The sequence below is a fragment of the Burkholderia sp. 572 genome (genome assembly GCF_040545135.1).
Classification (GTDB): domain Bacteria; phylum Pseudomonadota; class Gammaproteobacteria; order Burkholderiales; family Burkholderiaceae; genus Burkholderia; species Burkholderia cepacia.
In genome coordinates, this window is sequence record NZ_JBEPLH010000002.1 from 246,501 (window position 1) to 269,870 (window position 23,370).

At 67.5% G+C, this 23,370-nt stretch carries 28 protein-coding genes; 16 read left to right on the plus strand and 12 right to left on the minus strand.

Annotation, left to right across the window (positions count from 1 at the left end):
- Window positions 1-169: 169 nt before the first annotated feature.
- Both ABIC51_RS04780 and ABIC51_RS04785 read right to left on the minus strand, forming a co-directional pair.
- Window positions 170-787: a 3'-5' exonuclease gene (locus ABIC51_RS04780; RefSeq protein WP_059494117.1), complete on the minus strand. Its 618-nt coding sequence runs from the start codon at window positions 785-787 to the stop codon at window positions 170-172.
- A gap of 235 nt (window positions 788-1,022) precedes the next feature.
- Window positions 1,023-1,676 (minus strand): DJ-1/PfpI family protein, encoded by a 654-nt coding sequence (locus ABIC51_RS04785; protein WP_175899045.1) that lies wholly within the window; start codon window positions 1,674-1,676, stop codon window positions 1,023-1,025.
- A gap of 96 nt (window positions 1,677-1,772) precedes the next feature.
- Between ABIC51_RS04785 and ABIC51_RS04790 the strand changes: the two genes are divergently transcribed.
- Window positions 1,773-2,339 carry a TetR/AcrR family transcriptional regulator gene (locus tag ABIC51_RS04790; protein WP_226128700.1) on the plus strand — a complete coding sequence of 189 codons (567 nt, stop codon included), beginning with the start codon at window positions 1,773-1,775 and terminating at the stop codon, window positions 2,337-2,339.
- Window positions 2,340-2,470: 131 nt separating this feature from the next.
- Here the strand turns inward: ABIC51_RS04790 and ABIC51_RS04795 are convergent, their stop codons facing one another.
- From ABIC51_RS04795 to ABIC51_RS04815, 5 genes are all read right to left on the minus strand, one after another.
- Complete coding sequence (locus ABIC51_RS04795; RefSeq protein ID WP_060084316.1) at window positions 2,471-2,935, minus strand: acetyltransferase; 465 nt, start codon at window positions 2,933-2,935, stop codon at window positions 2,471-2,473.
- A 103-nt stretch (window positions 2,936-3,038) separates the two neighbouring features.
- The gene (locus ABIC51_RS04800) at window positions 3,039-3,530 is read right to left on the minus strand and encodes an NUDIX hydrolase (protein ID WP_146252821.1); all 492 of its coding nucleotides are present in this window, start codon (window positions 3,528-3,530) and stop codon (window positions 3,039-3,041) included.
- A 46-nt stretch (window positions 3,531-3,576) separates the two neighbouring features.
- On the minus strand, window positions 3,577-4,461 hold the full coding sequence (locus tag ABIC51_RS04805; RefSeq protein ID WP_027787118.1) for an NAD(P)-dependent oxidoreductase: 885 nt from the start codon (window positions 4,459-4,461) through the stop codon (window positions 3,577-3,579).
- Window positions 4,462-4,558: 97 nt separating this feature from the next.
- Window positions 4,559-4,873 (minus strand): gamma-butyrobetaine hydroxylase-like domain-containing protein, encoded by a 315-nt coding sequence (locus ABIC51_RS04810; protein WP_175899047.1) that lies wholly within the window; start codon window positions 4,871-4,873, stop codon window positions 4,559-4,561.
- Window positions 4,870-5,865, minus strand: a complete 996-nt coding sequence (locus ABIC51_RS04815) for a HEAT repeat domain-containing protein (protein ID WP_175899049.1) — start codon at window positions 5,863-5,865, stop codon at window positions 4,870-4,872. Before ABIC51_RS04815 ends, ABIC51_RS04810 begins: the two co-directional genes overlap by 4 nt.
- Window positions 5,866-5,883: 18 nt before the next feature.
- Here ABIC51_RS04815 and ABIC51_RS04820 point away from each other — a divergent pair, with 18 nt between their 5' ends.
- Window positions 5,884-6,054: a hypothetical protein gene (locus ABIC51_RS04820; protein WP_175852577.1), complete on the plus strand. Its 171-nt coding sequence runs from the start codon at window positions 5,884-5,886 to the stop codon at window positions 6,052-6,054.
- Here ABIC51_RS04820 and ABIC51_RS04825 read toward each other — a convergent pair.
- Genes ABIC51_RS04825 through ABIC51_RS04835 form a run of 3 tightly spaced genes read right to left on the minus strand, consistent with a single transcriptional unit; the run spans window position 6,023 to window position 8,786 of the window.
- On the minus strand, window positions 6,023-6,268 hold the full coding sequence (locus tag ABIC51_RS04825) for a 4Fe-4S dicluster domain-containing protein (RefSeq protein ID WP_006764074.1): 246 nt from the start codon (window positions 6,266-6,268) through the stop codon (window positions 6,023-6,025). The genes ABIC51_RS04820 and ABIC51_RS04825 overlap by 32 nt on opposite strands.
- An 11-nt stretch (window positions 6,269-6,279) precedes the next feature.
- Window positions 6,280-8,019: a fumarate reductase/succinate dehydrogenase flavoprotein subunit gene (locus tag ABIC51_RS04830; protein ID WP_027787121.1), complete on the minus strand. Its 1,740-nt coding sequence runs from the start codon at window positions 8,017-8,019 to the stop codon at window positions 6,280-6,282.
- The gene (locus ABIC51_RS04835; protein ID WP_060084312.1) at window positions 8,016-8,786 is read right to left on the minus strand and encodes a GntR family transcriptional regulator; all 771 of its coding nucleotides are present in this window, start codon (window positions 8,784-8,786) and stop codon (window positions 8,016-8,018) included. Before ABIC51_RS04835 ends, ABIC51_RS04830 begins: the two co-directional genes overlap by 4 nt.
- A gap of 324 nt (window positions 8,787-9,110) precedes the next feature.
- On the opposite strand from ABIC51_RS04835, the gene ABIC51_RS04840 reads away from it, so the two are divergent.
- The 11 genes from ABIC51_RS04840 (at window position 9,111) to ABIC51_RS04890 (ending at window position 19,305) form a co-directional block, all read left to right on the plus strand.
- Window positions 9,111-10,340, plus strand: a complete 1,230-nt coding sequence (locus tag ABIC51_RS04840; protein ID WP_175852579.1) for an MFS transporter — start codon at window positions 9,111-9,113, stop codon at window positions 10,338-10,340.
- A gap of 278 nt (window positions 10,341-10,618) precedes the next feature.
- Window positions 10,619-11,020, plus strand: a complete 402-nt coding sequence (locus tag ABIC51_RS04845) for a DnaJ family domain-containing protein (RefSeq protein WP_006478536.1) — start codon at window positions 10,619-10,621, stop codon at window positions 11,018-11,020.
- Window positions 11,017-11,613: a tRNA adenosine(34) deaminase TadA gene (gene tadA / locus ABIC51_RS04850; protein ID WP_021160355.1), complete on the plus strand. Its 597-nt coding sequence runs from the start codon at window positions 11,017-11,019 to the stop codon at window positions 11,611-11,613. Before ABIC51_RS04845 ends, tadA begins: the two co-directional genes overlap by 4 nt.
- Window positions 11,614-11,713: 100 nt before the next feature.
- Complete coding sequence (gene ldcA, locus ABIC51_RS04855) at window positions 11,714-12,652, plus strand: muramoyltetrapeptide carboxypeptidase (protein WP_027787124.1); 939 nt, start codon at window positions 11,714-11,716, stop codon at window positions 12,650-12,652.
- 307 nt (window positions 12,653-12,959) lie between these two features.
- Window positions 12,960-13,664, plus strand: a complete 705-nt coding sequence (locus ABIC51_RS04860; RefSeq protein ID WP_027787125.1) for a GntR family transcriptional regulator — start codon at window positions 12,960-12,962, stop codon at window positions 13,662-13,664.
- A 149-nt stretch (window positions 13,665-13,813) separates the two neighbouring features.
- The gene (locus ABIC51_RS04865; RefSeq protein ID WP_175852580.1) at window positions 13,814-15,298 is read left to right on the plus strand and encodes an NCS1 family nucleobase:cation symporter-1; all 1,485 of its coding nucleotides are present in this window, start codon (window positions 13,814-13,816) and stop codon (window positions 15,296-15,298) included.
- A gap of 10 nt (window positions 15,299-15,308) precedes the next feature.
- Window positions 15,309-16,100: an aspartate/glutamate racemase family protein gene (locus tag ABIC51_RS04870; protein ID WP_060311849.1), complete on the plus strand. Its 792-nt coding sequence runs from the start codon at window positions 15,309-15,311 to the stop codon at window positions 16,098-16,100.
- 148 nt (window positions 16,101-16,248) lie between these two features.
- The gene (gene puuE, locus ABIC51_RS04875) at window positions 16,249-17,202 is read left to right on the plus strand and encodes an allantoinase PuuE (RefSeq protein ID WP_175899050.1); all 954 of its coding nucleotides are present in this window, start codon (window positions 16,249-16,251) and stop codon (window positions 17,200-17,202) included.
- Entirely contained in the window at window positions 17,199-17,720 is a 522-nt protein-coding gene (uraD, locus tag ABIC51_RS04880) for a 2-oxo-4-hydroxy-4-carboxy-5-ureidoimidazoline decarboxylase (RefSeq protein ID WP_027787129.1), read from the plus strand. The genes puuE and uraD overlap by 4 nt, the downstream gene beginning before the upstream one ends.
- Before the next feature lie 62 nt (window positions 17,721-17,782).
- Entirely contained in the window at window positions 17,783-18,796 is a 1,014-nt protein-coding gene (gene alc, locus ABIC51_RS04885) for an allantoicase (RefSeq protein ID WP_027787130.1), read from the plus strand.
- On the plus strand, window positions 18,793-19,305 hold the full coding sequence (locus tag ABIC51_RS04890; protein ID WP_027787131.1) for an ureidoglycolate lyase: 513 nt from the start codon (window positions 18,793-18,795) through the stop codon (window positions 19,303-19,305). The genes alc and ABIC51_RS04890 overlap by 4 nt, the downstream gene beginning before the upstream one ends.
- Before the next feature lie 86 nt (window positions 19,306-19,391).
- Here ABIC51_RS04890 and ABIC51_RS04895 read toward each other — a convergent pair whose 3' ends face one another.
- Complete coding sequence (locus ABIC51_RS04895) at window positions 19,392-20,354, minus strand: LysR family transcriptional regulator (protein ID WP_146252815.1); 963 nt, start codon at window positions 20,352-20,354, stop codon at window positions 19,392-19,394.
- A gap of 152 nt (window positions 20,355-20,506) precedes the next feature.
- On the opposite strand from ABIC51_RS04895, the gene ABIC51_RS04900 reads away from it, so the two are divergent.
- Entirely contained in the window at window positions 20,507-20,911 is a 405-nt protein-coding gene (locus ABIC51_RS04900; protein ID WP_027787133.1) for a RidA family protein, read from the plus strand.
- A gap of 26 nt (window positions 20,912-20,937) precedes the next feature.
- On the opposite strand, the gene ABIC51_RS04905 is transcribed toward ABIC51_RS04900, so the two are convergent.
- The gene (locus tag ABIC51_RS04905) at window positions 20,938-21,753 is read right to left on the minus strand and encodes an aminotransferase class IV family protein (protein WP_208451260.1); all 816 of its coding nucleotides are present in this window, start codon (window positions 21,751-21,753) and stop codon (window positions 20,938-20,940) included.
- A gap of 134 nt (window positions 21,754-21,887) precedes the next feature.
- Here ABIC51_RS04905 and ABIC51_RS04910 point away from each other — a divergent pair, with 134 nt between their 5' ends.
- A complete protein-coding gene (locus tag ABIC51_RS04910) occupies window positions 21,888-22,808 on the plus strand; it encodes a LysR substrate-binding domain-containing protein (protein ID WP_060206027.1) in 921 nt (306 codons plus the stop codon).
- Between the two features lie 75 nt (window positions 22,809-22,883).
- Window positions 22,884-23,294 (plus strand): ACT domain-containing protein, encoded by a 411-nt coding sequence (locus ABIC51_RS04915; RefSeq protein ID WP_060358418.1) that lies wholly within the window; start codon window positions 22,884-22,886, stop codon window positions 23,292-23,294.
- The last annotated feature ends 76 nt before the right edge of the window (window positions 23,295-23,370 follow it).

The following is a 23,370-nucleotide window of genomic DNA, read 5'->3' on the forward strand; positions in this document are numbered from 1 at the left end:
GGTTGACCAAGGCCATGCGACTGCATGGCCTTTTTTCAATTCGTGTCGGGAGATTCCCAAGCCGTTTTGCGCTCACATGCTGCCCGAGTCATGGAACGTCGCGTGGCACGCGTGATGCGGCAATCCGTCATGTGCCTTACAGCGATCGCCTGCGGCCGTCGACCGATTCTCACGCATGCGCGCCCGCGAGCGAGCGCAGGTACATCGGCACTTTCGCCTTCGCCGTTGCCTGGACACGCGTCATGAGCGCGTGATCGATACGATCCAGCCCGTAAGTCCGGGCAATGTCCTGCTGCAGCCTGCACCACAGGTGGCTGGCCATTTCGGCATCGACCATCGCCCGGTGCGCCCGTCCCGATTTCGGCAATCGCAGCATGTCCGCGAGGCTCGACAGGCGATGACTCAGCGCGTCCGGGTAAATGCGTCGCGCCACGAGCATCGTGCAGGCAAAGGCATGCTCGGCCGTCATGCCAAGCAGCCCGAGTTCCGCCTGCCAGAACCGTTTGTCGAAACCGGCGTTGTGGGCGACGACCGCGTGTTTGCCGACGAACGCAGCCGCTTCCTTCATGACTTTCGATGCCGGCGGCGCCGATGCGATCATCTCGTTCGTGATGCCGGTCAGCGCGACCACGTCCGACGGTATGCGTCTGCCTGCATTCATCAGGCTCTGGAAACGATCGACGACTTGTCCGTCGCGGAGGAGGATGACGGCGATTTCGGTCGCACGATCACCCAGGTTCGGCGAAAGTCCGGTTGTTTCGAAGTCCAGTACCGCAACGGTTTGCATGGTCGAATCCTGTTGCTTCACGCGGTGTCGTTCAGAGAGGCCGAGAGGTTAGCATTTCCCGGCCCACGACGGACTCGTTCAGCCCGGCAAACAACCATCCGTGCGGTACAAGCCGATCCGATCGATGCCTGGGATCGCCCGCGAATGCGTCCCGATTCGCCGTTGGCCTGGCAGGACGCACGAGGCGCGACGATGCAGAAGGGTGCAGGCTAGCGGCAGCCCCTCGACCCGCGCGTCATGCCGCAATCCCGTTTCCGCCTTCGCCGATCCGGATCGGGCCCGCGGCGTGTCCCGCACCCTGCCCGAGACTGAACTCGATCAGCGCTTCGAAAATCTCCCGTTGCCCGGCAGGCAGCACGGGCAGCAGCGTCTCGCGCCGCTTGTCCGCATCGAACATCGATTCCACCAGCCATCCCGTCAGATAGAGCGACGCAAGGCATCCGCCCGCGGTCGCGACGTTGCCGTGACACACCAGCGGCTGGTCCATCACTTGCAGCCCGACTGCCTGCAAACCCTGCCGCGCTTCGGGGTGCGTCGTCGCGCGGCGCTGCGGTAGCAGCCCGAGCCGTTCGAGAATGAAGGCGCCGCCGCAGATCGACCCGACAAGCTGGCGTACGGGATCGAGATCGAACGACGGCAGGAAATCAGGATCGGCGAGCGCGGCCGGTACACCTTCCTTGCCGCTCGAAAACAGGACCGCGTCGGCGCGATTGGCGTCGGCGAGCGGGCCGTGCGTCGGGATCGCCAGACCTTGGGCGGAATGCAGCACCGGCTGCGCACCCAGGATCCGGACGCGCCAGTCCTTGCTGTTGCGACCGAGAATGTCCCACATCAGGAACAGGTCGATATCGGTGAACCGGTCGAATGCGACGAGCGCGATGTCTTTCAAGGCGGACTCCTTACGTAATGGCGCGCTGCCGGAAGCGGCGGCGGCCGTGATAGAGTTCGCAGCCTATCTGTCCATGCCGCACCATACACAGCCTGTATGGCGAAGACGATGAGCACACTAACGCGAAACGACTGGATTGCCGCGGGCTTCGACGCCCTCGACGGAGAGGGGTATGTGGGCATTTCGGCCGAGAGTCTCGCGCGTCGGCTGAACGTGACGCGCGGATCGTTCTATCACCACTTCCGCAATCGCGAGGACTTCGTTAGGACCCTGCTGACCGCGTGGGAGGACGACTACACCGTGCGCATGCTGGCGTATGCGGCGGAGGGCCACGGTGCCGGGGACACGCTGTTGCGCTACCTGCGCATTGCCGCCGAGAAACGGCCAGGGCGTGAAATCGCGATCCGTGCCTGGGCATTGCACGATCCGCTGGTCGCGGAATGCCAGCAGCGTGTCGACGCGGCGCGGCTCGCGTTTGCGATCGACACGTCGCGCCGGCTGGTGCGCACGCCGGGCGAGGCCGAGATCGTCGGGCAGGCCGTGCACTTGTGCCTGATCGGTGGGCAGCAGTCAGGGCTGCGGCGCGACGCCGACCGGTTCAACGGCTTCATGCAGCGCGCTTTTTCAATGGTCGAACGCGTGCTGCCGATGCGTCGCGCATGATGCGTCACCTGGCACGCGTACCGGTGCACGCGCGGCATGCGGGGCGCGGACTCGGTAGTACGCAGCCGCGTTCGCATGTGCCGTGCGTGTGACGTAGAGGGCGGCGCGATCTCCCGCGCCGGCCAGACGGGTCATGCGTGCCGTGGCGACGAGGGCGGTGCCGCGCGATGGCGCAGGTGGATCAGCGGATACGGTCGTCCTTGTCCGTCGAGCGCCGAGCGCCCGCAGCGCTCGAAGCCGAGCCGCTCATAGAATCGCGCTGCCGATTCGTTCTGCTCGTTGACGTCGGTCGACAGGTCGGGATGACGCGTGAGTGCGTCTTCCACGAGCAGGCGTCCGACGCCTGCCCCATGGTGCGCGGGATCGACGAACAGGGCTTCCATGTGACTGCCGTCGAGCAGCATGAAGCCGATCGCATGGTCGGCCTCGTCGACGGCGAGATCGAGCGGCGCACCGGGCAGGAACCCGACCACTTCGGATTCGATCGCGCGACGATCGTCGTCGCTCAGGAAGTGATGCGTGGCGTCGACCGCGTTGCGCCAGATATCCAGCACGCGTGCGCCGTCGGCCTCGGTGGACTTGCGAATTCTGATCATGGTTTGACCTGTCTTGATTTGTAGTTTGAAGGTCGGCGGCCCGCCGACACCGTCATGGCCGCGATCGGGCCGCTCGCAAGGGATGCGGGCAGACGGCGTTGTTTCAGGGAATGGCCGGACGCCGTGCGTCGCCGAGGCTCGCTGCACGCTCGATCGCTCGTCGCGCGACGTCGCGAACGCCCGCGCTCATCGGCAAATCGTCGCGGTCGAGCTCGGCGAGATCGAACCAGCGCGCGTCGAGCGCGTCGTCGCCGGGAGCAGGTGTGCCGCGCAGCCAGTTGCACAGCACCGCGACCATGACGAAATGCTGGTGCACGTTGCCGCCAGCATCGTAATCGAAGGCATCCAGCGCGGTAAAGACGTCGAGTGCCTCGACGTCGACGGTCGTCTCTTCCACGATCTCGCGCACGATCGCGCTCGTAATCGATTCGCCTGCTTCGATCTTGCCGCCAGGAAAGCCCCAGCAGCCCGCATCGGGCGGATTGGCGCGGCGCACCAGCAGCACGTCGCGTTCCCGCAGGACGATGCCGATCACGGCGGGAACGGGGCGTATGGAGGCGATGACGCCGGTCGGGGAGCGGGGCGAGTCGGACATGACGGATCGATGCGTGCGCGTGGTCGAGGGGGCGGGCGGTGACGATTCACCGCGCGTCGTGCGTGCGCTGCTCGATCGCGCGGATCACGGCGACCATGTCGTCCGCGCCATGTCCGGCCCGCTCGGTCTCGCCGTAAAGCGCGTGGCAGATGTCGAGCAGCGGCGACGCGATGTTGGCGCCGCGCGCGGATTCCGCGACGAGGCGCGCATTTTTCAGCACGTCGGTGATCGCGGCCTGCACCGAGAAATCCGCCGCGACGAGTTTGCCGAGTTTCACGCGCGACACGTCGCTCGCCATCGGTCCCGCGTTCAGCACGTCGGCGAAGCGGGCGAGATCGATACCGTGGCTTTGCGCGAAATGCGTGGCTTCGGTCAGTCCGGTGACCATCGTGATGAGGAACAGGTTCACGGCGAGCTTCATCGTCAGCGCCGACGGTACGTCGCCGCACACGAAGCTGTCGCGGCACAGCGGCTTCACGAGCGCGCGGACGGCGTCGACGTCGTCCGGCGCGCCGGCGAGCATCACGACGAGTTGGCCGGCTTCGGCCGGCTTGCGCGAACCCGACACCGGCGCTTCGACGTAGCGCCCCGACGCGGCGGCGATTTCATCGGCCAGCGCGCGCGAATAACCGGGAGCGTTCGTGCCCATGTTCACGATGGTGTGCCCGCCGACACGGGTAGCGAAACCGGGCGTGCCGCGCGCGAGAACGGCGTCGATCGCCGCGTCGTTCGCGAGCATCAGGATCACGGTGGAGCAGGCGGCGAACACGTCGTCGGCGTGCTCGGCCACGCGTGCGCCGGCGTCGCGCAACGCATCGTCGCTGCCGTGCGACCGGCTCCATACGACGAGCGGCGTGCCGGCCCGCGCGAGATTGAGCGCCATCGGCGTGCCCATCACGCCGAGGCCGATGAATCCGACTGCGGTTTGCATGTTCTGACTCCCACGGTGGGTGGAGACGATCGTGGGCGTCAGTATCGCAGCGTTTCCGCACGTCTGCCATGTCGTCCGCGCACCTGCGGGAGCCACGTCACGGCCGCGCCGTCGTGTCCGCCCTGTCCGCCATGTCGGCCATGTCAGCCAAAAACGGCCACGGATAGATACCGCGGGCGTGGCCGTCGCCGAAGAGGGCGCGGATGCCGTAGCCGGCTGCCTCGAGGCCGGCCAGCGTCAGGTCGGGCCGCGCATCGACACGACCGCCGTCGAGCCGGATCCTTCGGCATTCCGCACACGGGCAATCGCCGCGCAGCTGCGCATAACCGATGCGCTGCGTGCGACCGTCCGGCCAGCGGAGCGTCAACGCGCGTGCAGCGTGATCGAGCGCGATTTCGGTCGGCGCGATCATCGCGATGCCTCGTCGATTTGCCGGATCGCGATTCGCACGGCTTTGCGCACTTCCGGATCGTGATCCTCCAGCGCGTGGGTGAGCGCGGGCAACGTCGCGCGGTCGCGCAATTCACCGAGCGCGAGCGCGGCTTCCTTGCGCAGGTTGCTGATCGCATGCGACAGCAGTGCGGCGACGGCCGGCGCCGCCGCAGCATCGCGCAGTTGCCCGAGCGCACGCGCGGCACGCAAGCGCACCTGCCAGTAGTCGTCGTCGAGCGCGGCGGCGAGCGGGTCGCGCGCGGCCGCGACACGCAACTTGCCGAGCGTCGTGGCCGCTTCCTCGCGCACCTGCCATTCGCGGTCGCGCAGCGCGGCGAGCAGTGCGTCGATGGTGGCCGCATCGTCGGGTGCCGCGAACCCGATCGCGCCGACCGCGGCGCGTCGAACGTCCGCTGCGGCATCGGTGGTCGCGATGCGCGCGAGCGGCGGCAGCGCACGGGGGTCCCTGAGCCAGCCGAGCACCGCGACGGCTTCGGCGCGCACGGCGGCGTGTTCGGCATCGAGTGCGCGCAGCGCGGGCGCGAACGCGCCGGGGTCGCGCAACTCGCGCAATCCGCGCAGCACTGCACGGCGCACGAACGACTCGGGCCGGTCGGCCCATCTGCACAGCACGGTACCCGATGCCGCGTCCTTCAGTTCGGACAGGCTCTGCGCGGCGGTGGCGCGTACACCTTCGTCCGGATCGAGCAATGCGCCGCACAGTGCGTCGACGACGTCGGGCTGTTCCCATGCGCCGAGCACGCGCGCAGCCTCGCTGCGTACGTCGGCCGACGGATCGTCGCACAGTGCCGCAACGAATGACGGCACCAGATCGGATTCCTCGAGATCGGCAAGCTCGATCAGTGCGATGCGGCGCACGGATGCGTCGGGCGCGGCGAGGCGGAGGGCGAGTGCGGCACGATCCGGATCGTGCGTGCCGGGCAGCGAGACGGTGGAAGAGAAAGCGGTCATGGGCAAAGGATCGGTTCGGTGAAAAAGCCGCTGCTCGCGCAGCGCGATGCATGGGCGGCGCGGCATGGCGGCGCGAACCTGGCGAACGCCGGCCCGGCCGTCACGTCGTCGATGCACGGCCCGCGCGGGCGGCGCGACGACGACCGGCCGCGCGCGCTCAGCGCAGCAGGTAAGGGATGTCGACCTTGACCGCGCCGGTCGGGCAGTCGCGCTCGCACGGCATGCAGTACCAGCATTCGTCGAACTGCATGTAGGCCTTGCCCTTGGTCACGTCGATCGCGAGCAGGTCGAGCGGGCACACGTCGACGCAGACGGTGCAGCCCTTGTCGGCAATGCAGCGTTCCTCGTCGATCGTCACGGGCGCGCTGCTGCGCAGGAAGATGTCGTGCGGGGTATGGGGCACGGTAGGGCTCCTCAGAGGGCGGCCGCGAGCGCGGCCGGTTCGCGGATGCGCAGATTCGTGTAGGCGCCGCGATCGTCGTCGGCGAGCGGCACGACGTACGGTTCGACCGGGCGCTTCTCGCTGCGCATCGCGCCGTCGGCGTCCTTGCGCAGCCAGGTGTGGCAGAACCATTCGGCGTCGTTGCGATGCGGAAAGTCGACGCGATGGTGGTACAGCCCCCAGCGGCTCTCGGTGCGGAACAGCGACGCGCGCGCGGCCATTTCCGCGCAGTCGCGGATCGCGCGCACCTCGGCGGCGCGCATCAGTTCGTGCGGATGGCTTGCCTTTATCTCTTCGATATCCTCGGTAATGGCATCGAAGCGCTGCAGCCCGATTTCCATTTTGCGTGTCACTTTCGGCGGTTGCAGATAGTCGTTCACCATGCGGCGCAGCTTGTATTCGACCTGCGCCGGTGCCAGGCCGCGCTCGCGCAGCAGCGGGGCAAGCACGCGCTTGCGTTCGGCGGCGACCTGTTCGTCGTTCACCGGCGCATGCTCGCGGCCGGCCACGTAATCGGCCGCGTTCTGCCCGGCAAACCAGCCGTACGTAAATGCGCCGAGCATGTAGTTGTGCGGGACGGCCGCCATGTCGCCGGCCGCGTAGAGGCCGGGCACGGTCGTCTCCGCGCGTGCGTTCACGTACACGCCGGACGCGCTGTGGCCGCTGCAGAAACCGATCTCGGAGATGTGCATCTCGACCATCTGGCTGCGGTAGTCGGTGCCGCGCCCCGCATGGAAGCGGCCACGGCTCGGCCGCTCGTTCGTATGCAGGATCTGCTCGATGGTCTGGATCGTTTCCTCCGCGAGATGATCGAGCTTGAGGAACACGGGGCCGTTGCCGCTTTGCAGTTCCTGGTAGAACTCCCACATCATCTGGCCGCTCCAGTAGTCGCATTCGATGAAGCGTTCGCCCTTGCCGTTCGCGGTGAAACCGCCGAGCGGGCCCGTCACGTACGCGCATGCGGGGCCGTTGTAGTCCTTGATCAGCGGATTGATCTGGAAGCACTCGAGATTCGCGAGCGCGGCACCGGCGTGATAGGCCATTGCGTAGCCGTCGCCCGCGTTGGTCGGGTTCTCGTACGTGCCCATCAGGTAGCCCGAGGCCGGCAGGCCGAGGCGGCCGGCCGCGCCGCAGCAGAGAATCACGGCCTTCGCGCGGATCACGTGGAACTCGGCCGTGCGGCAGTCGAAGCCGAGTACGCCGCTCGCGCGGCCCTGTGCGTCGGTCAGCACGCGCGTCGCGACGATCCGGTTCGTGATCGCGATGCGCGCGCGCTTCAGTTGCCGGTACAGCACCTTCTTGATGTCGTGTCCTTCCGGCATCGGCAGCACGTACGAACCCATGTGATGGACCTTCTTCACCGCGTAGTCGCCGGTGCCGTCCTTCTCGAACTTCACGCCCCAGCGGTCGAGCTGCTCGATCGTCGCGAAGCTGTGTGTCGCATACGCGTACACGGCTTCCTGGTCGACGATCCCGTCGTTGGCGATCGTGATCTCGCGCGTGTATTGCTCGGGCGTCGCATGCCCGGGAATCACCGCGTTGTTCAGGCCGTCCATCCCCATCGAGATCGCGCCGCTGCGTTTCACGTTGGCTTTTTCGAGCAGCAGCACGCGCAGGGACGGGTCGCGCTCCTTCGCCTTGATCGCCGCCATCGGGCCGGCCGTGCCGCCGCCGACCACGACGATGTCGTATTCGAGCACATGGGTAGTCATCGTTGTTTCCTTGCAGGTTTGCGCGGTTTTTGCCGGTCGATGCGCAGCCGGTACTGGAAGGCATCGCCGCGGAAGTACAGGTATTCGTAGTCGATCGGTGCACCCGACGCGTCATGCGTGAGGCGCTCGATGCGCAGCACGGGGCTGCTTTCCTCGACGTGCAGCGCATCGACGATCTCGTCGTCGGCGAGGATCGCGTCGATCGACACGTCGGCATGGCCGAGCGGAATGCCGCAGTCGTTTTCCAGCATGAGGAAGATGTCGCGGGTCGCGAGATCGGCACCCGCGAGGCGCTTGCCGAGTGCCTCGGGCACCCAGGTCTGTTCGAGCGACACGGGCTCGCGGTTCAGCAGCCGCACGCGGTGAATCTCGACGAGCGGCGCGCCTTCCGGCACGTTCAGCTTCGTTGCGAGATGGCGGTCGGCCTTGACGGTGCGGACACTGCGCACCTGGTTGACGATCTCGTAGCCCATCGACGACATCGCCTCGGCGAAACCCTGCAGCGACGTCACGTTCTGGAATGCCTTCGGCTTCGACACGAAGGTGCCCTTGCCGTGCAGCTTGAACAGCAGTCCTTCCTTCTGCAGATCGCCGAGCGCCTGGCGCACCGTGATCCGGCTGACGCCGAACGCCGCGCAGAGTTCGTGCTCGGAGGGCATCCGGCTGTGCGGCGCATAGGTGCCGTCGAGGATGCGCGCGCGCAGCGTGTCCTTGATCTGCACGTAGAGCGGGGCCGCGGACAGCGGCACGACGTTGGGTGAGGTCATCGATCAACTTGTTATGACAAGATCGCTCGAGTGTAGTCAGCGCGATCGCGCGTCCCAACCAACGATTTCTGATTTCGACTTTCCGATTCCGGAAAAGCACGGCGGCAGGGGCGGACCGGACGGACGATCCGGCGTGAGGTGTCGATCCGATCCACCCATGACGGGCGAAGTGGAGCGGCGGACAATCAAGGAAATTCGCGGGCGCCCGTGCCGCGCGTGTCGATTTCCCGATGCGTCGCCCGTCGTATCCATGTCGACCGGGCATTGCACCTTGCGGGTAGCGCCCGGGTACCGAGGAGTGCCGTAACGAAAAGGAGACCTCCCATGCCGGATTCCCGATACCGCTGGGTCATCGTCGCCGCGGGCGGCTTGATGGGCTGCATCGCCATCGGCGCGATGTTTTCGCTGCCCGTTTTTCTGCGCGCGATCGCGCGCGACACCGGCTGGTCGATGACCGGCATTTCCGGCGCGATGACGCTCGGCTTCATCGCGATGGCTTTCGCGAGCATGGGGTGGGGCAGCCTGTCGGACCGCGTCGGCACGCGCCCGGTCGTCATGACGGGTGCCGTCCTGCTGTCGGCAAGCCTGGCGCTGGCGAGCCGCGCGCCGTCGCTGCTCGCGTTCCAGCTGACTTTCGGCCTCGCCGTCGGCGGTGCGACGGCCGCGATATTCGCGCCGATGATGGCATGCGTGACGGGCTGGTTCGACACGCACCGCAGCCTGGCGGTGTCGCTCGTGTCGGCCGGCATGGGGATGGCGCCGATGACGATGGCCCCGCTGGCCGCGTGGCTCGTGTCGGTGCGCGACTGGCGCACGTCGATGCTGCTGATTGCGGCGCTGGCGGCCGTCGTGATGATTCCGGTGTCGCTGCTGGTGCGCCGCGCGCCCGCGCTCGACGGCGCGCATGCGGCCCCGGCGGCCTCCGCGGCTCCCGCGCCGGCCGGTGATCCCGCGGCGATGTCGGTCGCGCACGCGCTGCGTTCGCCGCAGTTCATCGTGCTGCTGCTGACCAACTTCTTCTGTTGCGCGACGCATTCCGGCCCGATCTTCCATACGGTCAGCTACGCGGTGACTTGCGGGATTCCGTTGATCGTCGCGGTGTCGATCTACAGCGTCGAAGGGCTTGCCGGCATGGGCGGCCGGATCGCGTTCGGGATCCTGGGCGACCGCATCGGCGCGAAGCGCACGCTGGTGGCCGGGCTGTTTGCGCAGGCGCTCGGCGCGCTCGGGTACGACTTCGTGCGCACGATCGACGGGTTCTACGCGGTCGCGACCTTGTTCGGCTTCATCTATGCGGGCGTGATGCCGCTGTATTCGGTGCTCGCGCGCGAGAACTTCCCGCTGCGGATGATGGGCACCGTGATCGGCGGCTGCGCGATGGCCGGCAGCCTCGGGATGGCCGCGGGCCCCGTGGCCGGCGGCCTGATCGTCGATACGTTCGGCAGCTATGGCTGGTTGTACGTCGGTTCGTTCGCGATCGGCGTCGGCGCGTTCCTGATGGCGATGATGTTCCGCCCGTTCGCGAAAGCGCGGCCGGAAACGGTGGCCGCGTGACCCGGCGTCGGAAACACGGCGGCCTGAATTTCACCGTATCGGCGCGGCTCGGCCTGCGTCGCCACTGACAAAAAACGGGGCCGGCATTGCGTCCGTTCGCGGGTGTCGGGACAGCTTGCAGCCCGCTGCGGCGCAGCAGCGCGGCAAATGATGCCGATCGGCACGCATGCGCGGCGATTCGGCCCCTAAAAATGCAATGTCGAGCATATATTCGAAGGGCCTGTCATACCCGCGTCACCCTGCTAGAATTCGGCCTGCCGCATTGTTCCGATTGACTGATGAGATTGCTTGACGCCCTGGTCGAACAACGTATTGCCGCCGCCGCCGCGCGGGGCGAGTTCGACGATTTGCCGGGTACCGGCGCGCCGCAGGCGCTGGATGACGACCTGCTCGTGCCCGAGGAGGTGCGGGTGGCCAACCGTATCCTGAAGAATGCGGGCTTCGTGCCGCCGGCCGTCGAGCAATTGCGCGCGCTGCGCAACCTGCACGACGAAGTGCAGGCGGTCAGCGACCGTGCCGCGCGGTGCCGGCTCCAGGCGAAGATCCTCGCGCTCGACATGGCGCTCGAATCGCTGCGCGGCGGCCCGATGGTGATGCCGCGCGATTACTGCCGGCGCATCGCGGAGCGCCTGTGCGAGCGCGGGCTCGACGAAGCGTCCGCCGAAGCGGGGCCGATGTGACGTCCGACGCGCTGCACGACGCAGCCCGCCCGGCAGACACCCCGGCGGCCGAACCCGCCGCCGATTCTCCCGTTCCCGAAGCTGCGCCCGTATCGGCGCGCGACCTGCATTTCATGCGTCTCGCGCAGGCCGCTGCCGAAGAGGCGCGCGCGGCCGGCGAAGTGCCGGTCGGTGCGGTGCTCGTGCGCGGCGACGAAGTGATCGCGCGCGGCTTCAACCATCCGATCGGCGGGCACGACCCGTCGGCCCATGCGGAAATGGCCGCGCTGCGCATGGCCGCGCAGCATCTGCAGAATTACCGGATGCCCGGCTGCGAGCTGTACGTGACGCTCGAACCGTGCCTGATGTGCGCGGGCGCGATCATGCATGCGCGTATCGCGCGAGTCGTCTACGGCGCCGCCGATCCGAAGACGGGCGCCTGCGGCAGCGTGATCGACGCGTTCGCGAATCCGCAGCTGAACCACCATACCGAAGTGACCGGCGGCGTGCTCGCCGACGAGTGCGGCGCCGCGCTGAAGTCGTTCTTCGCCGAGCGCCGTCGCGCGCTGCGCGAAGCGCGGCTGGCCCGCGACGCCGAATCCGGCGCGTCATAGGCGCGCCCGCCGCCCCGACCCGAGCCGGGCGTGCACGGCTTCGTGAACCGGAGACGGTTCAGACCCTCTAAGCAGGTTTGACGACCCGACACCTTTCGCCATGTCCTTCCAGCCCGCCGCGTCCTACACCATCCGGCTGCTTGCGCCGTCCGGCTATCCGCACGACCCCGACGCGATCAACCGCGCGCTCGAGCGCCTCAGCACCGCACAGCACCGCATCGAGAACATCGAGGCGACGCAGCGGCGCTTCCAGCGGTTCGGCGGCACCGACGGCGAGCGGGCAGGCGACCTGAACCGTCTTGCCGATCCCGAGCGGCCGCTGCCGGACATCGCGCTGGCGGTGCGCGGCGGCTACGGCGCCGCGCGCATCCTGCACGGGCTCGACTATCGCGGGCTCGAACGCAGGCTGCGCGACCAGCCGGTCGCGCTCGTCGGCCACAGCGACTTCACGGCACTCCAGCTCGCGCTGTATGCGAAGGCACGCATCAAGACGTTCGGCGGCCCGATGCTGTCCGCCGATTTCGGCGCGGAAACGCCGAGCGACTTCACGATGCAGCACTTCTGGCAGACGCTGACGCAGCCGAGCACGACGATCGTCGCCGACGCGCCGCAGGTGCAGAGCGTGAACGTGACGGGCACGCTGTGGGGCGGCAACCTCGCGATCCTCTCGTCGCTCGTCGGCACGCCGTACATGCCCGACATCGAAGGCGGCATCCTGTTCATCGAGGACGTCAACGAGCAGCCGTTCCGGATCGAACGGATGATCTATCAACTGCACCTGTCGGGGCTGCTCGCACGCCAGCAGGCGCTGGTGCTCGGCCAGTTCACCGGTGCGCGGCCGTTCGAGTACGACAACGGCTACGACATGCAGGCGATGATCGAGCAGGTGCGCGCGGTGGTCGGGATTCCGGTCGTCACGGGGCTCCAGTTCGGCCACGTGCCCGACCTGCTGACGCTGCCGTTCGGCGCGCACGCGCAGCTGGTCGCGAATGCGCACGGTTTCCGGCTCACGCTGTCCGACTATCCGCACCTCGGCTGAGATGGGCGCGATCGATCGAAAGGCGGGTTTCCCGCCTTTTTCTTTAGGTAAGCGCGCAACTAACGATCAAGTTTTTTCGTCGACATCCGCAGCACGGTCGCCGAATTTTGCACCAGTTTTGTCAACAAAAAAGCCGGAAGGGTATACGACGAGAAGGGCCTCTGTCGTACGTCTCGGCCTTGTCGTGCATGGATTCGACGCATCATGCACCGAACGGGGTCGCGTCGATGCACGCCGATTGTGCGCAATGCCGGAAAAGAATTGTTGACAATCTTTGTGTCCGCCCTAGGATGAGGATCATCACACGATGCCGATCATGAACGAGCCCGAAGCCCACCTGTCCGGTGCAGCCAGCCCCGAAGCGATCGCCGAGCGGATTCGCACGGCGATCCTCGAGCATCGGCTCGCGCCAGGTTCGAAGCTGACGGAGGCGCAGCTCTGCGACGTATTCGGCGTGAAGCGCGGGACGATCCGCCAGGCGCTTGCGCAGCTCGCGACCGACAAGCTCGTCGAGCTCGAGCCGAACCGCGGCGCGTTCGTCGCGAGCCCGACGCTGCAGGACGTGCACGAGGTGTTCGAGATGCGCCGGATCATCGAGCTCGCCGTGGTCGAGCGGCTCGCGACCGGGCCCGGCGCGAAGCGGCTGAAGGGCGTCGCCGCGCTGATCGACAAGGAACGCAAGGCGTTCGAGCGGCACGACTTCGCGGCGTGGATCCGGCTGTCGGGCGAATTCCACACGGCGCTCGCCACGCTGATGGGCAATGCGACGCTCAGCGAGTGCCTCGAAGGGCTCGTCGCACGCTCGACGCTGATGTCGGCGCTGTACGAATCGCACGGGCGCAGCCCGTGCTCGTGCGACGACCACGAAGAGATCCTCGCCGCGCTGGAGGCGGGGGATCCGAAGCGGGCGGTGACGCTGATGGCGCACCACCTGCAGCATGTCGAACTGAAGATGCTGGACCGGCCCGCACAAGGGCAGGTCGATTTGCGCGAAGTGTTCGGCGGCGCCTGAGCGGCGACGCGAACCCGGCCGCGCGCCACATAACGAGCGAAATGCAGGCCCGCGGTATTTGCCGCGGGCCGCTGGTCCGACTCCGGGCGTCGATCCGGAGCGATATCGATGACGGTGGAGCGGCCATCCGGTCGCGTCAAGGAGAAGTCATGGCTCAGTTCAGTGTGGCGCACGATAGCGCCTATCCGGCGGAAGAGGGCGGCGAGGGCGGCGACCCGACGCTGCCGAAGGGTTACAGCGAACGTCTGTATAACGAAGATTTGGCACCCCTGACAAACCAGACATGGGGTTCGTACAATATCTTCGCGTTCTGGATGTCGGATGTGCACAGCGTGGGCGGCTACGTGTTCGCGGGCAGCCTGTTCGCGCTCGGGCTGACGAGCTGGCAGGTGCTGATCGCGCTGATCGTCGGGATCAGCCTCGTGAACGTGCTGTGCAACCTGATCGCACGGCCGAGCCAGCAGATCGGCGTGCCGTACCCGGTCGCGTGCCGCGCGACGTTCGGCGTGCTCGGCGCGAACGTGCCGGCCGTGATTCGCGGGCTGATCGCGATCGCGTGGTACGGCATCCAAACCTATCTCGCGTCGAGCGCGCTCGTGATCGTCGTGCTGAAATTCTTCCCGCAATGGCTGCCTTACGCGGACGTGCATCGCTACGGCTTCCTCGGGTTGTCGGCGGTGGGCTGGGCCGGCTTCATGCTGCTGTGGGTGCTCCAGGCGTTCGTGTTCTGGAACGGGATGGAGACGATCAAGAAGTTCATCGACTTCGCGGGGCCGGCCGTCTACGTCGTGATGTTCATCCTCGCCGGCTACATGGTGTGGCGCGCGGGCTGGCGCAACATCGGCATCAACCTCGGCGGCGTCAAGTATCACGGCGCGGAAGTGATTCCGGTGATGATCACGGCCGTATCGCTGGTCGTGTCGTACTTCTCCGGGCCGATGCTGAACTTCGGCGATTTCTCGCGCTACTGCCGCTCGTTCGGCGAAGTGAAGCGCGGCAATTTCTGGGGGCTGCCGGTCAACTTCCTCGCGTTCTCGCTCGTCACGGTGATCACGACGGCAGCGACCTTGCCCGTGTTCGGCGAACTCATCACCGACCCGGTCGAGACGGTCGGCCGCATCGACCATCCGACCGCGGTGATCCTCGGCGCGCTGACGTTCACGATCGCGACGATCGGCATCAACATCGTCGCGAACTTCGTGTCGCCCGCGTTCGACTTCTCGAACGTCGCGCCGCGCCTGATCAGCTGGCGCGCGGGCGGGATGCTCGCGGCCGTCGCGTCGATCTTCATCACGCCGTGGAACCTGTTCAACAACCCGGCCGTGATCCACTACACGCTCGACGTGCTGGGCGCGTTCATCGGCCCGCTGTACGGCGTGCTGATTGCGGACTTCTATCTCGTCAAGCGCGGCCGGCTCGTGCGCGACGACCTGTACACGATGTCGGAAAGCGGGACGTACTGGTACACGGGCGGCGTGAACCGCCGCGCGCTCGTCGCGCTGTTGCCGGCCGCGGTGATCGCGATCGTGTGCGTGATGGTGCCGGGCTGGCAGGGCGTCGCGAACTTCTCGTGGTTCATCGGCGCGGGGCTCGGCTTCGTGTTCTACCGGCTGCTCGTGAACACGAAGGCCTGAGGAGCGTGCGATGAAGATCCGGCTGATCAATCCGAATACGACGCAGCGGATGACCGACTCGATGGGCCGCTGCGCGCGCGAGGTCGCGGCCGCCGGCACGGAGATCGTGGCGGTGAGCCCGCCGATGGGGCCGCCGTCGATCGAAGGGTATTACGACGAGGCGCTCGCGACACCGGGGCTGCTTGCCGAGATCGCGCAAGGCGAGCGCGACGGCTGCGACGCATACGTGATCGCGTGCTTCGGCGATCCGGGCCTGTACGCGGCGCGCGAACTCGCGCGCGGGCCGGTGATCGGCATTGCCGAGGCCGCGATGCATGCGGCGAGCGTGCTCGCGCCGGGCTTCTCGGTCGTCACGACGCTCGCGCGCACCTGCGGGATGGCGTGGCACCTCGCGGAGCGCTACGGAATGAAGCGGTTCTGCCGCAACGTGCGCGCGACCGACGTCGCGGTGCTCGAGCTCGACCGGCCGGGCTCGGCCGCGCGGCGGATCATCGTCGACGAATGCCGGCGCGCGCTCGACGAGGACGGTGCCGACGCGATCGTGCTCGGCTGCGCGGGGATGGCCGAGTTCGCGCACGAAATCGAGCAGCAGATCGGCGCGCCGGTGGTCGAGGGCGTCACGGCGGCGGTCAAGTGGGCCGAGGCGCTCGTCGCGCTGCGCCTCGCGACGGCGAAGCGCGGCGATTACGCGCGGCCGCTGCCCAAGCGCTACGACGGCGCGTTCGCCCGCTTCAGCCCGCCGGGCGGGGACGAGGCAGAGCCGGCCCCGAATTTGCCGCAACCGCACATACACACCGTCTGACACGCACTATCTGCGCCGCTGTATGGGCGCGTATGGGCGTTTTCGCTACACTGGGCCGTCATCGCATCGGCTTGCGCAGCCGGCCTCCGGCACCCGCGCGGTCGATGCGAACCCATTATTTCAGCGAGCTTTTGCCGCACCTCGAACCATGTCACTCGATCCCAACTATCCTCGCGACCTGATCGGCTACGGCCGCCATCCCGTGCAGGCGAACTGGCCGGGGCGCGCCCGCGTCGCCGTGCAATTCGTGCTGAACTACGAAGAGGGCGGCGAGAACTGCGTGCTGCACGGCGATCCGGGCTCCGAGCAGTTCCTGTCCGAAATCGTCGGCGCGGCCGCGTATCCCGACCGCCACATGAGCATGGAGTCGATCTACGAATACGGTTCGCGGGCCGGCGTGTGGCGTATCCTGCGCGAATTCGAGAAGCGCGGGATGCCGCTGACGGTATTCGGCGTCGGCATGGCGATCGAACGCCACCCGGAGCTCGCGCGCGCGTTCCTCGAGCTGGGCCATGAAATCGCGTGCCACGGCTGGCGCTGGATCCACTACCAGAGCATGACGCCGGAACTCGAGGCCGAGCACATGCGCCTCGGGATGGAAGCGATCGAGCGCGTGACGGGCGAGCGCCCGCTCGGCTGGTACACCGGCCGCGACAGCCCCAACACGCACCGTCTCGTCGCGGAATACGGCGGTTTCCTGTACGACTCCGACAACTACGGCGACGATCTTCCGTTCTGGATGGACGTCGAAGTGTCGGGCGGCAAGACGTCGCCGCAGCTGATCGTGCCGTACACGCTCGACACGAACGACATGCGCTTCGCGACGCCGCAGGGCTTCAACACCGGCGATCACTTCTTCGACTACCTGCGCGATGCGTTCGACGTGCTGTACGCGGAGGGCGACGAAGCGCCGAAGATGCTGTCGATCGGCATGCACTGCCGGCTGCTCGGCCGGCCGGGCCGTTTCCGCGGGCTGCAGCGTTTCCTCGATCACATCGAGAAGCACGATCGCGTATGGGTGACGCGCCGTGTCGATATCGCGCGTCACTGGCGTGAACATCATCCGTATCAGCCCAATCATCGAAACGAAGGGAAAGCATGAAGGCGATGCGCTACACGTTGGATCAACTGAACACGATGGCGCCGAGCGCATTTGTCGCGGCGCTGTCGGGGATCTTCGAACATTCGCCGTGGGTGGCCGAAGTCGCCGCCGGCGAGCGGCCGTTCGCGAGCATCGACGCGCTGCACAAGACGATGTCGGGTGCCGTGGAATCGGGCGGTGAAGCGCGCCAGCTCGCGCTGATCAACGCCCACCCGGAACTGGCCGGCAAGGCCGCCGTGCGCGGCGAGCTGACGGCCGAGTCGACGCGCGAGCAGAGCGGCGCGGGCCTCGACCAGTGCACGCAGGAAGAGTTCGACAAGCTGCTGACGCTGAACCGCACGTATCGCGAGAAGTTCGGCTTCCCGTTCATCCTCGCGGTGCGCGGTTATGACCGGCACGGCATCATCGCGAACTTCGAGTCGCGCGTGAATCATTCGCGCACCGAGGAACTGCGCGCGAGCCTCGACCAGATCTACCGGATCGCGCGCTTTCGCCTCGACGACCTGATCGACGCCTGACACCGCAGTACGGCCCGCTGCGTCGCAGCGGCCGGATCGCCTCACTGAAACAAGGAAACATCATGGCTGTTCCGCTTCTCGATCCCAACGCACCCGAATTCACGCGGCGCTACGTGAATCTTGCCGACCCGCGTCTCGGTGCGCAGGCGCTCGAGGCCAGCGACGATTTCTTCGCGCCGAAGGACCGGATGCTGAACCCCGAGCCGGCCGTCTTCATTCCCGGCAAGTACGACGACCACGGCAAGTGGATGGACGGCTGGGAAACGCGCCGCAAGCGCACGACGGGCTACGACTGGTGCATCGTCAAGCTCGCGCGCCCGGGCGTGATCAAGGGCTTCGACATCGACACGAGCCACTTCACCGGCAACTTCCCGCCGGCCGCGTCGATCGAGGCCGCGTTCGTGGCCGACGGCGCGCCGACGCAGGCGACCGAGTGGGTCGAGATCGTGCCGTCGACGACGCTGCAGGGCAACAGCCATCACTATGTCGACGCGAGCGACGCGCGTGCGTTCACGCACCTGCGCGTGAACATCTACCCGGATGGCGGCATTGCACGCCTGCGTGTGTACGGCCAGCCGCAGCTCGACTGGGCCGGCGCGAGCGCGACCGAGCAGTTCGACCTCGCGGCGATGGAAAACGGCGGTTACGTGGTGGCCGCGAACAACCAGCACTTCGGCGTCGCGTCGAACCTGCTGCTGCCGGGTCGCGGCGTGAACATGGGCGACGGCTGGGAAACCCGCCGCCGCCGCGAACCGGGCAACGACTGGGCGATCATCGCGCTCGCGCAGCCGGGCGTGATCCGCAAGATCGAAGTCGATACCGCGTTCTTCAAGGGCAACTATCCGGATCGCTGCTCGATCCAGGCCGCGTACGTGTCGGGCGGAACGGACAGCTCGCTGATCACGCAGTCGATGTTCTGGCCGGTGCTGCTCGGCGAACAGAAGCTGCAGATGGACAAGCAGCACTACTTCGAACAAGACATCGCGTCGCTCGGCCCCGTCACGCACGTGCGACTGAACATCATTCCGGACGGCGGCGTGTCGCGCCTGCGTCTGTGGGGGACGCTCGACAAATGAAGACGCTTGTCATCGAACCGCTGACCAGGGAAGCGTTCGCGCCGTTCGGCGACGTGATCGAAACGGAAGGGGCAAAGCAGATCCCGATCAACCTCGGCACGACGATCCGCTTCCACGATCTCGCGAAAGTCGACGTGACCGATGAAGACGGCCGCACGCTCGTCAACCTGTTCCGCGGCCAGCCGCGCACGCTGCCGTTCGAAGTGAAGATGCTCGAACGGCACCCGCTCGGCAGCCAGGCGTTCGTGCCGCTGAACGACCAGCCGTATCTCGTCGTCGTGGCGCCCGCGGGCGATCTCGATCCGGCGAAGATCCGCGCGTTCGTGACGAGCGGGTGGCAGGGCGTCAACTATGCGAAGGGCGTGTGGCATCACCCGCTGATCGCGCTCGGCGGCGTCAGCGACTTCATCGTCGTCGATCGCGGCGGCGACGGCCTGAACCTGAACGAGCAGGACCTGCAGGAATCGCTGTGGCTCACCGACGAGGCGCTGCACGCACTGACGGCCTGAGTCGTCGCTAGCGGTTCCGCCATGGCCGATCGAAAACCCGCGCACGTTGCGCGGGTTTTTTCATGGTGCCGCCGTTTTCGTGCGATTCAGGTCGCCGCGGTCTTGCGCGCGTCGCGCGGACCGTGGGCGCAGCGCCGGTTCGCGACCGGCGCATGCTCGGCGATCAGCCCGGCGGCCCAGTCGATGAAAACGCGCAGCTTCGCGCTGACGTGGCGGTTCGGCGGGAACGCGACGTACATCGGCATCGGTTCGAGCTGCCATCGCTCGAACAGCGGCACCAGTTCGCCGCGGGCGCGATGCGCGCCGGCCATGTAGTCGGGTAGCCACAGAATGCCCAGCCCGGCGAGGCCGGCCTCGAGGTACGCATTGCCGTCGTCGACCGCGAGCACGTAGCGTCCGCGCACGGTGATCCGCTCGCCGTCGCATGCCATCGCAAACGGCAACGCCTTGCCGGTGCGCGCCCACAGGAACCCGACGATCCGGTGATGCGAGTCCTCCAGCTCGTCCGGATGAGCCGGCGTGCCGGCACGCGCGAGATAGGCCGGCGACGCGTACACGCCGAGCCGCAGGTCGCCGACATGCCGCGCGACCAGCGAGCGGTCGGTCGGCTCGCCGCCGCGCACGACGCAGTCGACGTTCTCGCCGATCACGTCCACCACGCGGTCGCTCACGCCCATGTCGAGCTGGATGTCCGGATAGCGCGCATGGAACGCGGGCAGCGCGGGGATCAGGATCAGGCGCGCGAACGGGCTCGGCACGTCCACGCGCAGCCGCCCGCGGGGCGTCGCGGACGCCGCGGACAGGCTGGTTTCGGCATCGTCCATGTCGGCCAGCAGCCGCACGACGCGGTCGTAGTACGCGGCGCCGTCCGCGGTGACGACGACCTTGCGCGTCGTGCGGTTGAACAGCTTCACGCGCAGCCGTGCCTCGAGCTGCTGCACGAGTTGCGTGACGGTGGTGCGGCTCATGTGCAGTGTCTCGGCGGCCTTCGTGAAGCTGCCGGCTTCCACCACGCGGGCGAACGCCTGCATTGCGTCGAATCGGTCCATCGGGTCAGGGCTCCGCGTCGGTCGGGAATTGTTTGGGGCGCGCAAACAGTGTTGGACAGGGTTGCCGGTTTATTCGCCGTGCCACCGTCCTTAAAGTGCCTTCATCGTTGATGCCGGGGCGGTTTCGCCCCACAAACCGAAGGAGGTGCTGAATGGTAAAGCGTAGCGTGGTTTTTCCGCCCGGTCGGCAGGCACTGTACGAGCGCAACCGTTATTCGCCGGCGCTGCGCTCGAACGGCTTCCTGTTCGTGTCCGGGCAGGTGGGCAGCCGCGAGGACGGCTCGCCCGAACCGGAACTGGGCGTGCAGGTCCGCCGCGCGTTCGACAACCTGAACGCGGTACTGCGCGCGGCCGGCTGCACGTTCGACGACGTCGTCGACGTGACGGTGTTCCTCGTCGATCCCGAAGCGACGTTCGAGCGGATCTGGGAGATCGTCCCCGAGTACTGGGGCGACGCGCCTCATCCGACGCTGACTGCCGTCGGCGTGACGTGGTTGTACGGCTTCCAGTTCGAGATCAAGGCGATCGCGCGGCTGCCGGAGACGGTCGACGGGTGAGCCATGCCCGACACGGGGCCCGCGCGTCACGGCGCGACGGGCACCTCCTGTTCGTACGCGCGATGCAGCAGGGCGACGAACGACGACGCGTCCGGCAGCGTCGCCGTGCCGAAGCGGTGCACGGCGACACCGGGCGTCCACGAGTTCATCACGACGGCGCCGGCCATCGACGGCAGGTCGGCCGGCGTCAGTTCGCGATCGTGCTGCGCGACGCCCAGGCGCGCCAGCTGCCGGCGCACGATGCGCATCGTGACTCCGCCGAGCATGCCGGCCACCGGCCACACGACCGCGTCGCCCGTCCAGAACGCCAGGTTCCAGATCGAGCCTTCGCTGATGCGTCCGTGGCGATCGACGAATGCCGCATCGTCGAAACCCTGCGCGATCGCGCGGCGCAGGAAGTGCGTCTTGGCGACTTCGCCGACGTGCTTGATCTCCGGCAGCACGCGCTCGTGGTCGAACAACGCGAGATCGAGCGGGCCCGCCGGCCCCGACGACGGCGCGGCGGTGCGCACCAGCACGTCGAGCGCTTCGTCGTCGCGCGGCGCGACGAATTCCCCCGTCGTCGCATGCACGGTCGCCGTCAGCGACAGCGCCGACGGCGCGCGCTCGAGCGCAGCGCGCAGGAGCGCGCGAATCCGGTCGTCGGGCAACGCCTGGCCGAACAGTGCGTTCGACGCATCGCGCAGCCGCGCGAGATGCAGGTCGAGGCCGCGTACGCGGCCGTCGCGCACCTGCATCGCGGTGAAATGCGCGTGGCCCGCGAATGCGAGCGGCGCGAGCGCGTCCGGGGTGGCGGCACCGCCGTTGAGCTGAACGACGGACGGGAACGGGGCAACGGTCATCGGCGGATCTCCGGGTTCGGTCGCGAGCGCGTGGCGCCTCGCGGCATCGTCAAGAAAGCCTATTGTTTGCGGATTGATGGCATCTTGAAAAACGAGTAGTTTTGGAACGGTCATCAAATCCGGTTTGAAGATCGATGGAACGCATGTGGCCCGGTACGCGCGCGCTGAGGACGTTCGATGCGGCGGCGCGGCACCTGAATTTCTCGCGGGCGGCCGACGAGGTCGGGCTGACGCCGGCGGCGGTCAGTCATCAGATCAAGGAAATCGAGGCGCAGCTCGACGTCGCACTGTTCGTCCGCACGAGCCGCAGCATCCGGCTGACGCCGGCCGGTGCCGTGCTGGCCGCCGCGGCCGCCGATGCGCTGGCGGGCCTGCAGCGCGCGACGGCCCGGGCGCGGCGCATCGCGCGGGAGCAGACGGAGTTGCGCGTGTCGGTCGGCGCGCGTTTCGCGACGCACTGGCTGCTGCCGCGCCTGCCGCGTTTCAGGGCCGCGCATCCGGCGTTCGAGCTGACGTTCGACATCACCGACCGGTTGCGCGATTTCGACGATGACGACGTCGATGTCGCGATCCGCTTCGGCACCGGGCGCTATCGCGACGCGTGCGCGCAGCGCCTGTTCGATACGTCGGTCGTCGCGGTCTGCGGCCCGGCACTGCTGTCGGCCGGGCCGCCGTTGCGCAAGCCGCGCGATCTGCTGCGCCATACGCTCTGCCAGGTCGATTGCGAAGTCGACGGCGTGACCTGGCCGCGCTGGTCGGCGTGGATGGCCGCGGCCGGCGTCGACGGTTTCGACGACAGCCGGTGCGTGTCGTTTCCGGATTCGAGCCACGTCGTGCAGGCCGTGACGGACGGCACGGCGGTCGGTCTTGCGGAACCGCACATGATCGCGCGCGATCTCGCGGAAGGGCGCGTGGTGCAACTGTTCGACGTGAGCGTCGGGGTGGCGCCGGGCCTTGCGTATCACGTCGTGTATCCCGAACGCACGCAGGACGATCCGCGCATCGTCGCACTGCGCGGCTGGCTCGCGGACGAGGTCGCGACGATGCGCGCGTAGCGGTAGCAGCGGCGGCGCATGCTATCGTGCCCGCATCTCCACCGCACGATGCCCGGTTCCGGGCGTGTTCTTCCGATGAGCCAACCTGAAAACGACCTCGCGGTCCTGCTGCGCACGATGCAGCCCGAACTGCATCCGGGTGCGTTCGCCTTCGTGTCGCTGCCGGCCGATGCAGACGTATCGTTATCCGAAGTCATTGCGACGTTCCGCGAAGCGGAAGGGCTGACGGTCGTGGTCAACGAGGAAACGGCTGCACGTCGCGGCTGGCCGGTGCTGTTCCGCTCGGCCTGGATCACGCTGACCGTGCATTCCGACCTGGCGGCCGTCGGCCTCACGGCGGCGTTCGCGCGGGCACTCGGCGCGGCCGGCATCAGCTGCAACGTGATGGCGGCCGCGTACCACGATCACATCTTCGTGCCGTTCGACGACGGCCCGCGCGCGCTCGATGCGCTCGTCGCGCTCCAGCGCGACGCGACGCGCGGCTGACGCGCGAAGGGCATCCGGGACGCGCCAAAAAGAACGGGCCCGTCACCGGGCCCGAGAACGGAGAGGATTGCACCGG